Annotated in this window: 14 protein-coding genes; 5 read left to right on the forward strand and 9 right to left on the reverse strand. The window is 70.5% G+C overall.

Annotation, left to right across the window (positions count from 1 at the left end; translation table 11 throughout):
• Positions 1-173 precede the first annotated feature (173 nt).
• Positions 174-2,270 carry a TonB-dependent siderophore receptor gene (locus AB3X07_RS19985; protein WP_369940584.1) on the forward strand — a complete coding sequence of 699 codons (2,097 nt, stop codon included), beginning with the start codon at positions 174-176 and terminating at the stop codon, positions 2,268-2,270.
• A gap of 245 nt (positions 2,271-2,515) precedes the next feature.
• The gene (locus AB3X07_RS19990; RefSeq protein ID WP_369940586.1) at positions 2,516-2,908 is read left to right on the forward strand and encodes a hypothetical protein; all 393 of its coding nucleotides are present in this window, start codon (positions 2,516-2,518) and stop codon (positions 2,906-2,908) included.
• Between the two features lie 206 nt (positions 2,909-3,114).
• Here the strand turns inward: AB3X07_RS19990 and AB3X07_RS19995 are convergent, their stop codons facing one another.
• Genes AB3X07_RS19995 through AB3X07_RS20005 form a run of 3 tightly spaced genes read right to left on the reverse strand, consistent with a single transcriptional unit; the run spans position 3,115 to position 5,600 of the window.
• Entirely contained in the window at positions 3,115-3,516 is a 402-nt protein-coding gene (locus AB3X07_RS19995) for a hypothetical protein (RefSeq protein ID WP_369940587.1), read from the reverse strand.
• A gap of 40 nt (positions 3,517-3,556) precedes the next feature.
• Positions 3,557-4,324 carry a LytR/AlgR family response regulator transcription factor gene (locus AB3X07_RS20000; protein ID WP_369940588.1) on the reverse strand — a complete coding sequence of 256 codons (768 nt, stop codon included), beginning with the start codon at positions 4,322-4,324 and terminating at the stop codon, positions 3,557-3,559.
• The gene (locus tag AB3X07_RS20005) at positions 4,317-5,600 is read right to left on the reverse strand and encodes a sensor histidine kinase (RefSeq protein ID WP_369944821.1); all 1,284 of its coding nucleotides are present in this window, start codon (positions 5,598-5,600) and stop codon (positions 4,317-4,319) included. The genes AB3X07_RS20000 and AB3X07_RS20005 overlap by 8 nt, the downstream gene beginning before the upstream one ends.
• Positions 5,601-5,881: 281 nt before the next feature.
• Between AB3X07_RS20005 and AB3X07_RS20010 the strand changes: the two genes are divergently transcribed.
• Entirely contained in the window at positions 5,882-7,099 is a 1,218-nt protein-coding gene (locus AB3X07_RS20010) for an FAD-dependent oxidoreductase (protein WP_369940589.1), read from the forward strand.
• 233 nt (positions 7,100-7,332) lie between these two features.
• On the opposite strand, the gene AB3X07_RS20015 is transcribed toward AB3X07_RS20010, so the two are convergent.
• The 3 genes from AB3X07_RS20015 to AB3X07_RS20025 are packed head-to-tail and all read right to left on the reverse strand — an operon-like array spanning position 7,333 to position 8,414.
• Positions 7,333-7,551 (reverse strand): hypothetical protein, encoded by a 219-nt coding sequence (locus AB3X07_RS20015; RefSeq protein WP_369940591.1) that lies wholly within the window; start codon positions 7,549-7,551, stop codon positions 7,333-7,335.
• On the reverse strand, positions 7,532-7,981 hold the full coding sequence (locus tag AB3X07_RS20020; RefSeq protein ID WP_369940592.1) for a type II 3-dehydroquinate dehydratase: 450 nt from the start codon (positions 7,979-7,981) through the stop codon (positions 7,532-7,534). The genes AB3X07_RS20015 and AB3X07_RS20020 overlap by 20 nt, the downstream gene beginning before the upstream one ends.
• Before the next feature lie 10 nt (positions 7,982-7,991).
• A complete protein-coding gene (locus AB3X07_RS20025) occupies positions 7,992-8,414 on the reverse strand; it encodes a hypothetical protein (protein WP_369940593.1) in 423 nt (140 codons plus the stop codon).
• Between the two features lie 258 nt (positions 8,415-8,672).
• On the opposite strand from AB3X07_RS20025, the gene AB3X07_RS20030 reads away from it, so the two are divergent.
• Complete coding sequence (locus tag AB3X07_RS20030) at positions 8,673-10,265, forward strand: APC family permease (protein WP_369940595.1); 1,593 nt, start codon at positions 8,673-8,675, stop codon at positions 10,263-10,265.
• A 10-nt stretch (positions 10,266-10,275) separates the two neighbouring features.
• Here the strand turns inward: AB3X07_RS20030 and AB3X07_RS20035 are convergent, their stop codons facing one another.
• From AB3X07_RS20035 to AB3X07_RS20045, 3 genes are all read right to left on the reverse strand, one after another.
• On the reverse strand, positions 10,276-10,761 hold the full coding sequence (locus AB3X07_RS20035; RefSeq protein ID WP_369940596.1) for a hypothetical protein: 486 nt from the start codon (positions 10,759-10,761) through the stop codon (positions 10,276-10,278).
• Positions 10,762-10,833: 72 nt separating this feature from the next.
• The gene (locus AB3X07_RS20040) at positions 10,834-11,274 is read right to left on the reverse strand and encodes a hypothetical protein (protein ID WP_369940597.1); all 441 of its coding nucleotides are present in this window, start codon (positions 11,272-11,274) and stop codon (positions 10,834-10,836) included.
• Between the two features lie 56 nt (positions 11,275-11,330).
• Positions 11,331-12,989, reverse strand: coding sequence for a M28 family peptidase (locus AB3X07_RS20045; protein WP_369940598.1), 1,659 nt, complete (start codon positions 12,987-12,989; stop codon positions 11,331-11,333).
• A 264-nt stretch (positions 12,990-13,253) separates the two neighbouring features.
• Here AB3X07_RS20045 and AB3X07_RS20050 point away from each other — a divergent pair, with 264 nt between their 5' ends.
• Positions 13,254-14,705, forward strand: coding sequence for a cellulase family glycosylhydrolase (locus AB3X07_RS20050; RefSeq protein ID WP_369940600.1), 1,452 nt, complete (start codon positions 13,254-13,256; stop codon positions 14,703-14,705).
• Positions 14,706-14,797: the final 92 nt, after the last annotated feature.

Below are 14,797 nucleotides of genomic sequence, written 5' to 3' on the forward strand. Positions count from 1 at the left end.
GGCCACGCACGCCACCCCGTGGCACGCGCACCGCGCGGCTGCCCGACGGGGCGCACACCTACCCACGGGTGACGCGCCATGCGCGCTGGGCCCCACCAGCGGCGCCCGGCTTCGCAAATGCCCTCTCGCAAAATATAATCATTCTCAATTAGCCATCCCTCCCCACGGCCTCGATGACCCTGCACCCCCTCTCCCTCGCCTGCCTGCTCTGCATGGCGGCCTCCACCACCGCGCGCGCGGCCGACGCCACCAGCGACGCCGCGCAGCCGGTGGCGTTGCCCACCGTGCAGGTCCGCGCCGATTCGGCCGATACCGGATTCCGCAGCACCGCGCCGGCGCAATCGGACAAATCGGACGCGCCGCTGGCGCAGACCCCGTTCTCCATCACCGTGGTCCCGCGCGCGTTGCTGGACAGCCAGCAGGCGCAGACCCTGGCCGACGCCCTGCACAACGTGTCCGGCGTGGTCGCCAATACCTTCGGCCGGCGTGGCTGGGACGACCTGATCATCCGCGGCCAGACCGCCTCCGATTCGCTGTTCGTCGACGGCCTGCGCACCGCGGCCAGCAACCGCGTCGCCGAGCAGCTGTTCGGCATGCAGCAGGTGGAGGTGCTGAAGGGTCCGGCCTCGCTGCTGTACGGGCAGGTGCTGCCCGGCGGGCTGGTCAGCCTGGTCAGCAAGCGTCCCGGGCCGACGCCGCGGCGCAGCGCCGAGCTGGGCGTCGGCAGCGACGGGCTGCGCCAGGGCAGCGTCGATCTCAACCAGCCGCTGTCGGCCGACGGCAAGGTCGCGCTGCGCCTCAACGGCCTGGCGATGAATTCGGACGACCCCACCGACCACGTGTCCTTCCGCAGCCGCTGGATCGCGCCGTCGCTGTCGCTGGACCTGGGCGAGCGCACCGACTTCGTGCTCCTCACCAGCTACCAGGAACGCGAGTACGTCCGCCAGCAGGGCCTGCCCTGGGAAGGCAGCGTCGAGCCCAACCGCAACGGCCGCATCGACCGCGCGCTGTTCATCGGCGAACCCGCGCAACCGCCCTATCGCAGCCACCAGAGCCGCATCGGCTACGTGCTCGACCACCGCTTCGACAACGGCTGGACCCTGCACCACGCCGCGCGCTGGCAGCAGTTCGGCATGGACGGCTTCTTCATCGCCAACAACGGCCTGGCCGCCGACCTGCGGACCTTGCGCCGCACCGCCACCGACCAGCATTTGGACGGGCGCACCTGGGTGCAGGACACCTACCTGCAGGGCGGCTTCGCCAGCGGTTCCTGGCAGCACACGCTCACCGTCGGCGTGGATGCGTTCAAGACCTGGGAATGGGCCCTGCAGTCGACCTGCCGGGTCGGCACGCTGAACGTGTACGCGCCGGTCTACGGCGGTGCGGTGACGTGCCCGGCCACGCCCACCCGCGACAACCTCAGCGTGGTCGCCTCCGGCGGCCTGTACCTGCGCGACCGCATCCAGTTCGCGCCCGACTGGCAACTGCTGCTGGGCCTGCGCCACGACCGCAGCCGCAACCGCAGCGAGGACTTCCTGACCGGTGCGCAGCAGCGCAACGACGCCAGCGTCACCACCGGCTCGGCCGCGGTGATGTTCGATGCCGGCGGCGGTCTGCGTCCCTATGCCAGCGTCGCCACCTCGTTCTATCCCAACGTCGGCACCGACGCGCAGGGCGCGCAGTTCGACCCGGAGCGCGGCCGCCAGGTCGAGGTCGGGGTCAAGATGGAACTGGACGCCGGCACCAGCCTGAGCATGGCGCTGTACGACCTGCGCCGGCGCAACGTGCTGCAGGCCGATCCGTCGAACGACGGCTACAGCATCGCGGTCGGCGAACAGCGCAGCCGCGGCCTGGAACTCAACGCCGCCGCCGACCTGGGCAGCGGCGTCAGCCTGTTCGCCGGCTACGCCTACACCGACGCGGTGGTCACCGACGACGGCGCGCAACGCGTCACCACGGTGGGCGATCGGCTGTACAACGTGCCCCGGCACAGCGGCTCGCTGTGGCTGCAGTACGCGCCGCGCGGGACGGACGACGGCTGGACCTTCAGCGGCGGCGGGCGTGCCGAGGGCGAGAAGACCGCGTACGGGCACCGCATCCCCGGCTATGTCGTGTTCGATGCCGGCGTGGCCTACCGCCAGGGCCATTGGCGCTATGCGTTGAACCTGAAGAACGCGTTCGACCACGACTACTACAGCGGCGGCCTGCAGCGCGCGGTGGCGCTGGGCGATCCACGCAGCGTGCTGTTCTCGGTGGGCGTGGATTACTAGGTTCGGTCGCGGCTGAAGCCGCTCCTACAGGGGCCACGCCGCGGGCGTGCCGCGTTGCGTTCTCCGCAACCCATCGCGGCCGCGCGCGCTCCTTGTAGGAGCGGCTTCAGCCGCGACGAAGAAGCCATCGCACCATCCGTCCTCGGACACCGTCGAGGCTGAAGCCCATCCAATGGGAGAAACTGCCATCGTCCATTTCGACGTGCGCATGTTAAAACGAGGCGCACCTATTCGACGTTGAGCATATGCACATCCGGACGCCAAATCGCTATCCGCTCATTGCGTTACTGGTTGTCGTCGCCCTGGTGGCTTGTGCATGGCTATGGCTTTCGCCCAGCGGACGCAAGCTGTGCTGCTCGAGCAGCTACAAAACCTTCGTCAGCCCCGATCGACGCTTCCGGGTGGAAGTGTTTCGCACAAGCGTGCCATTGCCCACGATGCCAGGCTCCGCGGCGGATGCGCCGGGTTTCGTACGGCTTCAAACCTGGGACGGCAAGGTGCTGCAAGAACAGGATATCGACGCCGTGCAACTGGTCGACCACATTCGCTGGTCGCCCACGCGCGTGGACGTCCCGTTGATCGCCGAATGGCCTCTGCCCCGCGATGTGGGTGTGCCGACGAAGCCTCCCGGAAACTAGAGCGTCGCACACGACTCGGCGATCGTCACAGACCACCGCCGTACGGGCCGCGATGGTCCGGGGCGCGCCTACGCCCGCCTCGGTTCAACGGACCTTGCTCCACCCCGGTTGCAGTCGGCCACAACGAAACACCCTGGCGAACCTATTCCGCGGATACGGATGCCATGCCAGGCGCTTCACTCAAGCCACGACGAAACTCCCTGCACTCACCCCTGCATGCATGGCTGCGGCACCGCCGGTGTCTCGGGCGCGACGCATTGGCCGAAGTCGCGCGGCAAGCCGCCGATCTCGCGCCGCTGCCCGATCCGCACGTCGAACTCCTGCAGCAGGCGCGGCGTGCACGACGATGGCGTCGCGGCGCCACCGGCGGCCGGCGCCGCGCAGGCGGCGTAGACCTGGTAATGGCAGCGCCCGCTGCGGCTGTCCATGCAGCGGAAGGTGGCCAGCCCGCCACGGTAGGTGGTGCGACTGAAGATCACCGCCTCACCGTGTTCGCTGGCGTGCACCACCGTCTCGCGGCTGCCGCCGGTGGACAGATCGAAGTTGGCGTGTCCCTGGCAGCCGGCGAGGCCGAGCAGGCACGACCACAGGGCGGAAAGCAGACGCATGGCGATTTCCTTGTTCCAGTGCGAAACGACGGACGCGGCGTCACATGCCGCGGAACAGACTCATGTACGGTTGGCTGACGGTCAGCACTTCGTCGCGATGGCGCAGCTTCAGCCGGCCCTTGCCGGTGTCGTCGCGGACCACCGAGGCCACCGCCTTCAGGTTGACGATGGTGGAGCGATGGATCTGCCGGAACGCCGCCGGATCCAGCACTTCCAGCAGTTCGCGCAGCGGCGTGCGCAGCAGCGCGTCGCCATCGCGGGTCAGCACCGTGGTGTACTTGTTGTCGGCCTGGAAATAGACGACGTCGTCGAGCAGGATCAGCCGCGTCTCGCGGCCGCTGCTGGCGGTGATCCAGGCCAGCGGCGGCGTGGACGCGGGCGGCGACGGACGCTGCCCCAGGCGCAGCAGCAACGCGTCCAGCACCGCCGCGTCCGGCCCCTGCGCGGCGCGCGCCTGCAGCCGCTGCACGGTGGCCCGCAGGCGTTCGCGCGAGATCGGCTTGAGCAGGTAGTCCACCGCGCCGTGTTCGAACGCGTCGATCGCATACTGGTCGTAGGCGGTGACGAACACCACCTGGGTGCGCGGGCTCAGTTCGCCCAGCGCGCGCGCCACTTCGATGCCGCTCAGGCCGGGCATGCGGATGTCGAGGAAGGCCACGTCCGGCTGGTGCTCGGCCAGGCATTCCAGCGCACTGGCGCCGTCCTCGCATTCGGCGACGATGCGCAGTTGCGGCCACACCTCGCCGAGCAGCGCGACCAGGGCGGTGCGCAACAGTTCCTCGTCTTCGGCGACGATCGCATCAACCATGGAGCGCTCCCGCCGGCAACGGCGGCGGCAGCGGCGAGGGCGGCGGACCCGGCAGGGTGATCGTCGCGGCCACGCCGCTGGGGAAGTTGGACACGATCGCGAAGGCGGCGGCGCCGGCATAGGTCAGGCGCAGGCGTTCGCGCAGGTTCTTCAGGCCGATGCCGGTGCCGCTGGACTGGCTGTTGAAGCCCAGTCCGTCGTCGGCCACGGTGATGGTGCAGTGGTCGTCGAACGCGCGCGCCAGGATCCAGATCGTGCCGCCGCCGGGCTTGGGCTCCAGGCCATGCTTGATCGCGTTCTCGACCAGGGTCTGCAGCATCATCGACGGCAACGCCAGCGCCTTCATCTGCTCGGGCACCTGCAGTTGCAGTTGCAGGCGCGCGCCCATGCGGATCCTGAGGATCTCCAGGTAGGCCTGGGTGCGCTCCAGTTCCTCGCCGAGCGTGCTCAGCGCGTCCTCGGCGCTGGGCAGCGAGCGGCGCAGGTACTGGATCAGATAGCCGAGCATCAGGTCCGCGCGCGGCGGGTCGGTGCGCGCCAGCACCTGCGCGCTGGCCAGCGTGTTGTACAGGAAGTGCGGCTCGACCTGGGCGTGCAGCAGGTTCAACCGCGCCACGGTCAGCTCCTGGTCGGTGGCGGCCTGCGCGGCGGCGGCCTGCTCGTCGCGGCGCCGCTCGGCGACCCGCCGCGCCACCGCGCGGCCCAGCGCCTCGGCGTTCTCGTAGTTGCTGCCTTCGTCGACCGCGAACAGGTCGATCCAGGCGCTGGCGTCGGGCTCCAGCAGCAGCGTCAGGCTGCTGGTGCCGGCGCCCGGCGTCACCGTCGCCAGCACCTGGTTGCGCTTGACCGCGAAGCGCGCGGCCAGGTTCCAGCGCGACGGCGGGCGGCCATTGTAGGGATCGAGGCGACGCACCTTGGCCCGCACCTGCAGGCTGTCGGCGGTGCTCTCGACCTGCTCCACCCGCGGCAGTTCGCGCACCGCCGCATCGACCAGCGCGAACGCCTCGCGGGTGTCCAGCGGAATCTCGATCTGGCGCCGCTGACGGCTGGACAGCGTGGCGCTGTCCAGCCGTCCGGCGATCAGCCAGACGCGGCGCAGGTGGGTGATGCCGGCGACCAGCGCCGACACCATCAGCAGCATCGCCAGCAGGCCGAAGAACCAGCCCGGCGGATCCTCCATGCTGTAGAACAGGCCGCTCCAGACGAAGCCGGCGACGACCACGGCGGCGGCCCAGGCCAGCAGCAGGCGGACGATCAGGGAGACGCTGGAGACCATGGCGGCGGGGTTCGGGGACATGGCGGCGAGCATAGCCGCGGCGGCGCGCCCCGCCAGTCCCCTTGCGACGAAGCCGGGCCGGCGCGGATGGAACGGCGCATCGGCGGCGCGAAACCGCGGCGTGGGCGCGCGCGACCCGGCCCTTCGCGGCACAGCGGCATACGGCGCTCCCAATCGATGTCCACGGCACTACTAGCGCCACGACCGGCACCCATGCGCGCGGTAGCGAACGCGGCGCGCGCGGGCGCTAGACTCTGCCGCTCACCTCCAAGGAACCGGACATGCACCGACGACACTTCCTGCGCGGCGGCGCGCTGGCCGCGGCCACGCTCGGCGCCGCGCCCCTGCTGGCGCGGCCGCGCCGCGACGTGGCGTTGCCGGCGTCCGCGCCGGGGCTGCCGGTGCTGCCGGCACCGCCCGCGCCGATCGCGACGTTCGCGGCGCCGGCACCGCTGGTCCCGATCCGCGCCAGCGCCGACCGCATCGTCGCCCTGCACGCCTGCACGCGCCCGTTCCGCGCGCAGGGGCCGCGCATCGAGGCCGAGCGGATCGGGCGCAAGACGGTGATCCACAACTACGGCCATGGCGGCAGCGGCTGGTCGCTGTCGTGGGGCGCGGCGGCGATCGCCACGCAGCTCGCCCGTGCCACCGGGCAGCCCGCATTGGCGGTGATCGGCTGCGGCGCGATCGGGCTGACCACTGCGCTGGTCGCGCAGCGCGCCGGGCTGCGCGTGCGCATCTACGCCAAGGAGCGGCCGCCGGAGGTGCGCTCCTCCTTCGCCACCGGGGTGTGGTCGCCGGATTCGCGGATCTGCACCAGCGCCCATGCGACGCCGGACTTCACGCGGCGCTGGGAGCAGATGGCGCGCACCTCGTTCGGCATGTACCAGAACCTGCTGGGCCTGCCCGGCGACCCGGTCGAATGGCGCGACGGCTATGTGCTGTCGGACGTGCCGTTCGACCAGCCCAGCGGCGGCCACGGCGGCGGCGGCGAGCCGGACTATCCGCCGCTGGAGTCGCGCTACCTGGCCGATCTGGGACCCAACGGGCAGGCGCTGGCGCCGGGCCAGCATCCGTTCCCGGTGCCGTACGTGCGCCGCTACACGCAACTGGTGTTCAACATCAGCGCCTATGCGCGGCTGCTGCTGGACGATTTCCTCGCCGCCGGCGGCGAGATCGAGACGCGCGAGTTCGCCAGCCCGCGCCAGTTCGCCGACCTGCGCGAGAAGACCCTGGTCAACGCCACCGGCTACGGCGCGCGCGCCCTGCTCGGCGACGACAGCGTGGTGCCGGTGCGCGGCCAGACCGCGCGACTGGTGCCGCAGCCGGAGGTGACCTACGGGCTGGTGTACCGCGGCCACAATCTCAACGTGGTGCCGCGCCGCGATGGCATCCTGGTGCAGGCGCAGGCCGATGGCGACTTCGGCAATGCGGACGCCACGCCCGACCGCGCCGCGTCGGAAGCAGCGGTGGCACGACTGGCTGCGCTGTTCGCGTAGGCGGCATCGCGGCGCGCGGTGTGCGCGCCATGCCGTGACGACCGCGGCGACGGCTCGCAGAAGCTTCGGCTCGACGACCGATGGATACGCTCGCGCGCCGCGGCGCGGCGCGCTGGCTTGCTTGCCGCACCTGGGCGCCCTCGCGTCTTCCCATGACGAGACCCCTCCGCTTCGCGTGTGGCCAACATGCGGTGGGCTTGCTGCCGTCAACCAGTTCGTGTGCGTGGTGCGCGCTACAGCCGGCTGACGCTGCGGATGCGGATGTCCTCGCTGTCCACGCCGTGCCGCTGCGCGGCCTGCGCGCGCAGCCGCTGCAACAGGCATTCCGGATCCAGCGGCGCCGCGTCGCGCCAACTGTGCGCCAGCGTGCCCCAGGCGATCCGCTGGCCGTAGCTGTAGGCCTCGTAATCGGCCAGGTAGTGGCGCGCGCGCTCAGGTGCCGACGTGGACATCGCCTTCGTAGCCATTGCAGCCCAGGTGTTCCAGCGCGATCGACAAGGCCAGCGCGTAGCTCTGCGCGCAATAGCCGCCGACCTGGCCCACGCGTTGCCGCGACGCCGCGCACAGGCAGGGTTCGCGCTGGTCGCAGGCATCGTCGTGCACTTCCACGTACGGCCGGCCCAGGTGCGCGACCGCGGCGGCGGTGGCGGCGCTGTCCGAGCAGGCGCCCGGATCCAGCAGCAGCATCTCCACCCGCGCCGCGTCGGCCTGCGCCAGCGCCTGCAGCAGTTCGGCCTCGCTGGCGCAGCCGCGCACCGCCAGGGTCTTGCCGGCGCGGCCGGCCTGCGCGAGCAATTGCTGCATGATCTGCGGCGCGATGCGCGCCGGGCGGCCGCGATGGCCGGCCACGCAGTCCGGCCCGCGCAACAACACGATCGACATGGCGGCGCCCTCAGTTGGCCAGCGCGGCGCGCGCGCCGAGCCGGCGCGTGGCCACGCCCAGCGCGATCGCGTAGCTGTCGGCGAGCGCGCCGTTGGCGATCACCGTCAGCAGCGGCGCGTGGCGCGGGTGCAGCAGCGGTTCCAGCGCCTGCGCGCTGGCATCGTGCACCTCGATATACGGATGGCCGAGCGCATCCAGCGCCTCGCGCAGGTGCGCGCCGTGCGCGGCCAGATCGGCGGCCGGCAGCTCGCCCGAATCCAGCAGTACCAGTTCGGTCTCGTCGTGCGCGCCCTGTTGCAACCGCGCCACGATCTGCGCGGCATCGGCGCAGGCCACCGGCACCACCTGCGCGGCATGGGCGGCGGCCAGGCGCTGCGCCGCGGCGACGGCCGGCGCATCGCGATGCGGGCCTTGGATCAGCAGAATCGACATGGAACACATCCAACGGGAAGGACGGGGCGCAGTCTGCGCGCGGCCCGCGTAAGCGCGCCATGGCGCTAGGTGCCGCTGCCCGTAAAGTCTTCGTAAGGCCGGGATTGGGGATTGGGGATTCGGGATTCGCAAAGCAGCGCCCTCAACCCTGCAACACCAGCAGTCCCGCTCTTACGATTCCCCATTCCCGAATCCCCATTCCCAGCTTTCATGCGATCATCCGCGGTTTCCCGCCGCGACCGCCGCCTGGAACCTGCCATGACCGAACCCGCCCTGCGCCGCGATGTCGGCCCATTCGCCCTGATGCTGACCGGCCTGGGCTCGATCATCGGCTCGGGCTGGCTGTTCGGCGCCTGGCGCGCCGCCGGGCTGGCCGGCCCCGGCGCGATCTGGGCCTGGGTGCTGGGCGCGGCGATCGTCACCACCATCGCCCTGGCCTATGCCGAACTGGGCGCGATGTTCCCCGAGTCCGGCGGCATGGTCCGCTACAGCCACTATTCGCACGGCTCGCTGGTCGGCTTCATCGCCGGCTGGGCCAATTGGATCGCGATCGTGTCGGTGATTCCGGTCGAGGCCGAGGCCTCGGTGCAGTACATGGCGTCGTGGCCGTGGCAGTGGGCGCAGAACCTGTACATGCAGCAGCCCGGCGGCGCCGGCGAACTGTCGGTACCCGGCCTGTACATCGCCGCGGCGCTGGTGCTGGTGTATTTCCTGCTGAACTTCTGGAGCGTGAAGCTGTTCGCGCGCTCCAACAGCCTGATCACCGTGTTCAAGCTGGTGGTGCCGGCGCTGACCGGCATCGCGCTGATCGCCAGCGGCTTCCACGGCGAGAACTTCAGCGTCGGCCTGCACGGCGGCAGCCACACCATCGACTTCGCCGCGGTACTGACCGCGGTGGCCACCGCCGGCATCGTGTTCAGCTTCAATGGCTTCCAGAGCCCGGTGAACCTGGCCGGCGAGGCGCGCAATCCCGGGCGCAGCATCCCGTTCGCGGTGCTCGGGTCGATCGCGCTGGCCACGGTGATCTACCTGATCCTGCAGGTGGCCTACATCGGCGCGGTGCCGCCGGAGCTGCTGGCCAAGGCCGGCTGGCACGGCATCGATTTCCGCTCGCCGTTCGCGCAGTTGGCGATCATCGTCAACCTGCACTGGCTGGCGATGCTGCTGTACGTGGACGCCTTCGTCAGCCCCAGCGGCACCGGCATCACCTACACCGCCACCACCGCGCGGATGATCTACGGCATGGAACGCAACGGCACCTTGCCGGCGGTGCTGGGCAAGCTGCATCCGCACTGGGGCGTGCCGCGCCCGGCGATGTTCTTCAACCTGGCGGTGTCCTACCTGTTCCTGTTCTTCTTCCGCGGCTGGGGCACGCTGGCCGCGGTGATCTCGGTGGCCACCATCATCTCCTACCTGACCGGCCCGATCAGCGCGATGGCGCTGCGCAAGCACGCGCCGGACATGCACCGCCCGCTGCGCATCTTCGGCCTGCCGGTGCTGGCCGCGGCGGCGTTCGTGCTCGCCACCGAACTGCTGTACTGGGCGCGCTGGCCGCTGACCGGCGAGATCATCGTGCTGATGCTGGTCGCCCTGCCGGTCTACGCCTACTACCAGCATCGACAGGGCTGGAAGGACCTGCGCAACAACCTGCGCGGCGCCAGTTGGCTGATCGCCTACCTGCCGACCATCGCGCTGCTGTCGTGGGCCGGCAGCACCACCTTCGGCGGGCACGGCTACCTGTCCTACGGACCGGACCTGGTCGTGGTCGGCGTGGTCGCGCTGGGCTTCTACGTCTGGGGCGTGCGCGCCGGCTGGCGCACCCCGTCGCTGCAGCAGGCCAGCGCCGGCTGAGGCCGGCGGCTCAGCTGCCGCGCAGCGCCTGCAGCAGGCGCGAGACCAACACGCCGGCGATCAGGCCGGGCAGGCTGAACAGCAGCAGCGTCGGTGCGTCGTCGGTGAAGGAATCGGTGCTGCGCGAGCCCATCAGCGGGAAAGCGATGGCGAAACACAGCAGCGACAGCACGAACCCGATCGCGCCCATGCGCAGATGTGCGCGCCAGCCGCGCAGCCGCGGCCAGGACCACGCGGCGACCAGTCCGGTCAGCAGCGCCGGCACCGCGCCGAACAGGTAGGAAAACAGCGAGATCCCCAGCGCCCCCACCAGCGCGCCGACCGGCGACTCGCCGCCATCCAGCGCGCCGAACAGCAGCATCGGCAGCGCCACCACGAAGGTCCCCAGCGGCGGACCGCCGATCAGGAAGGCCATGACCACGCCGGTCCGCACCAGGCCCGGATGCAGTGGGTCGATGGCGGTGTCGTCATCGGCTGGCGCAGCGACGGCGGCCATCGGTAGGTCGGACGCCGGCGGCGCGGAAGCAGCGGGCGGGACGGTCGGATCGGTAGGATCGGTGGACACGGCTCAATTCTGTTTGGAAACGGATGCGTTCGCGTCGCGCCGCTGGCGCAGGCCCACGGCCCACTGCAGCAAGCGCGACACCAGGGTGGCGCCGACGAAGCCCGGCAGGCTGCACAGCAGCAGCAGGCTCACGACGGTGGGAATGGACTCGGACAGGTCCCCCATCACGGCGACGGTGACGGCGAAGCAGAGCAGGGACAGCAGCAACCCGGCCATGCCGATGCGCAGATGCGCGTGCCAGTCCCGCTGCGGCCAGCCGTGCGCGGCGAAGGCGCCGGTCAGCAGCGCCGGCAGCGCACCCGGCACGTAGGACGCGAGCGTCATCATCGACGCCACGCGCAGCGCATCCAATGGCGCCAGGCTGTGCGACCACAGCAGCAGGATCGGCAGCGCCACCGGGAAGGTGCCCAGTGGCGGACCGAAGGCGAGGAACGCCAGCGCCACGCCGACGCGCCTCCAGCGCGCGCGTGGCCGATCGGCCTCCATGCCTCAGTGCCGGCTCATCGCCGCTGCGCCGCGCTGGCGTCGCGGATGGCGCGGAACTCCGAGTCCGTGCTCCAGTTCGGCCACTGCGTCGAATCGGCCAGTTCCGATCCCAGCGTGTACAGCACCTGCAGGTCGCGCGCGGCACCGGCGAAGGTCCAGCTCGGCAGCCATTCGTCGCCGGGCTGGTGGTAGCGCTTGGCGGTGTAGTCGTCGGACGCGGCCTTGCCGGCCTTGATGCCGCCGTCCACCCAGTCCTGCCCGGCGGCGAAGGACAGCGCCGGCACGCCGCGCTTGGCGAAGGAGAAATGGTCGGAGCGGAAGAAGTAGCCGGCTTCCGGCTTGGGATCCGGCGTGTAGCGCAGGTCCCAGCGCTTGGCGACGGTCTTCAGGTCCTCGAGCAGGTCGAGCTTGGCGGTACCGTAGATGCCGAAATCGCGCGACGGACCGAACGGGCTCATGCCGTCCATGTTGATCACCGCAACCGTGCGCGCCAACGGATACAGCGGCTTGGACGCGTAGTACTCCGAGCCGAGCAGGCCCTTCTCCTCGGCGGTGACCGCCAGGAACACCACCGAGCGCTGCGGCGCCGGGCCCTTGGCGAACACCCGCGCCAGCTCCAGCAGCGCGGCGGTGCCGCTGGCGTTGTCCAGCGCGCCGTTGAAGATGCGGTCGCCGTTGGCGTCCGGCGCGCCCACGCCGATGTGGTCCCAGTGCGCGGTGTAGATCACGCTGTCGTCCGGGTGCGTGCTGCCGGGCAGCCGCGCGATCACGTTGTGCGAGGTGATGACCTCCGACTTCACCGCATAGTCGGCGTGCAGGCGTTCGCCCTTCAGTTCCACCGGCGTGAAGTCGCGCGACTGCGCCTGCTTCTTCAATTTCTCGAAATCCAGCCCGGCGCGCTTGAACAGGTCCACCGCCAGATCGCGCTGGATCCAGCCTTCCAGCGCCGGATGCGCGGACTTGGGATCGTCGCGGACCACGTCGAACATGCTGTTGGTGTTGGAACTGGCGACCGTCGCCCAGCCGTAGGACGCCGGCGCGGTCTCGTGCACGATCAGCACGCCGGCCGCGCCCTGCCGCGCGCCCTCTTCGTACTTGTAGGTCCAGCGCCCGTAGTAGGTCATGCCCTTGCCGTCGAAGGCGCCCTTGCCGGTCTCGAAGTCCGGGTCGTTGATCAGCACCACCGCGATCTTGCCCTTCAGGTCAACGCCCTTGAAGTCGTCCCAGCCGCGTTCCGGCGCCTTGACTCCGTAGCCGACGAACACGAGCGGCGCGCCGTCGATGGCGACCTGGCTGCTGCCGTCGAGCGCGGCGCGCAACGCGATCTGCTGGCCCTGGGTCAGCGCCTGGCGCTGGCCGTCGCGCTCGATCGTGATCTGCGGGCTGCCGACGATATCGGCGCGGCGCAGCGGCACCGCCTGCGTCCACAGGCGCTTGCCGTCCTGGAGGTCGCCGCCCGGCTGCAGGCCGGCGGCCTGGAACTGCGCGCTGAGGTAGGCCACGGTCTTGTCCTCGCCCGGCGTGGCCGGGGCGCGGCCCTCGTAGGCGTCGGAGGACAGCGTCTTGACGTCGGCGGAAATGCGCTGCGTGTCGAAACGCGGTGCGGACGGCGGCGCCGCCATCAGTGCGCCGGAGATCGCCAGGGCCAGCATGCCCATGATCGGTCGCTTCACGCGTACCCCTCGGAGAAATGGAGACGCCCGAGTGTAACCATGCCGGCGGCGGGCGGCTATGCGCGACGGAAGGCGTGCCCGGCGCCCGCGCGGCGTTTCCACCACGGCATCGGCGCGGCGCGAGACGGCCCAGGTGGACAGGCGATGCTTCTGTGTCGGCAATCACGACGCCCCCCGCGGCAACCGGCCGATGATGGCCGCCCCCCGTCCTGCCGCGTCCCGCCTCGGGCGGTTACGCTTGGCGCCCCTTTCGGAGAACGCCCCATGTCCACGTCCAGGAATGCCCGCATCATCCGCTGCCTGTTGGCCGCGGCGCTAGTGGCGGCCAGCGGTTCGGCCTGGAGCTATGCGATCAAGGACGGCAAGGTGGTCGACGACAACGGCAACGCGGTGCAGTTGCGTGGCGTCAACTGGTTCGGCTTCGAGACCAACGTGCATACCGTGCACGGGCTGTGGGCGCGCAACTGGAAGGACATGATCACGCAGATGCAGGGCCAGGGCTTCAACGCCGTGCGCCTGCCGTTCTGCCCGCAGACCCTGTCCGGCATCGCGCCGAGCAGCATCGACTACAGCCGCAATCCGGACCTGCAGGGCCTGAGCGCGCTGCAGGTGATGGACAAGGTGATCGACGAACTGAGCAGCCGCGGCATGTACGTGCTGCTCGACCACCACACGCCGGACTGCAACGCGATTTCCGAGCTGTGGTACACCTCCTCCTACAGCGAGCAGCAGTGGCTGGACGACCTGAGCTTCGTCGCCAAGCGCTACGCCGGCGTGCCGGGCGTGATCGGCCTGGACCTGAAGAACGAGCCGCACGGCGCCGCCACCTGGGGCAGCGGCAACACCGCCACCGACTGGAACAAGGCCGCCGAACGCGCGGCCGCGGTGGTGCTGAAGGCGGCGCCGAACTGGCTGATCGTGGTCGAAGGCATCGGCGAGAACCCGACCTGCTCCAGCGGCGGCGGCCATTTCTGGGGCGGCAACCTGGAACCACTGGCCTGCACCGCGCTGAACATCCCCGCCAACCGCCTGCTGCTGGCACCGCACGTGTACGGCCCGGACGTGCACATGCAGTCCTACTTCAGCGCGTCCAACTTCCCGGCCAACATGCCGGCGATCTGGGAGCAGCACTTCGGCCAGTTCGTGCAGGCCGGCCACGCGGTGCTGCTCGGCGAGTTCGGCGGCAAGTACGGCCAGGGCAACGCGCTGGACGTGCAATGGCAGAACGCCCTGGTCGACTACCTGATCGGCAAGGGCGTGCGCAGCGGGTTCTACTGGTCGTGGAATCCGAACAGCGGCGACACCGGCGGCATCCTCAATGACGACTGGAGTTCGCTGCGCACCGACAAGGTCGCCTTGCTGAAGAAACTGTGGGGCGATTCCAGCAGCAGCACGCCGACGCCGACGCCGACGCCGACGCCTACCCCCACTCCTACACCGACACCCACTCCGACGCCGGGCGGCGCCAGTTTCAGCACCAAGACCGTCGTCGACAGCGACTGGAACGCCGGTTACTGCCATCGCGTGCAGGTGACCAACACCGGCAGCGCCAGCGGCGACTGGGCGGTCGCCCTGTCGATCAGCGGCAGGATCAGCAGCCTGTGGAACGCCACCTGGACGCAGTCGGGCAGCACGCTCAATGCCGCCGGCCTGGACTGGAACAAGCGCCTGGCGCCCGGCGCCAGCGCCGAATTCGGCTTCTGCGCCGCGCGCTGAGTACAGGCCAGCGCCTCGCCGCGACGCCTCGCCCCGGGACCGACACTCGCGCGGGCGCTCCGGCAGCGCATCCGGCCACCCCGCCGCGCACC

The sequence above is a fragment of the Xanthomonas sp. DAR 35659 genome (assembly GCF_041242975.1).
In the GTDB taxonomy this organism is placed as follows: Bacteria; Pseudomonadota; Gammaproteobacteria; order Xanthomonadales; family Xanthomonadaceae; genus Xanthomonas_A; species Xanthomonas_A medicagonis.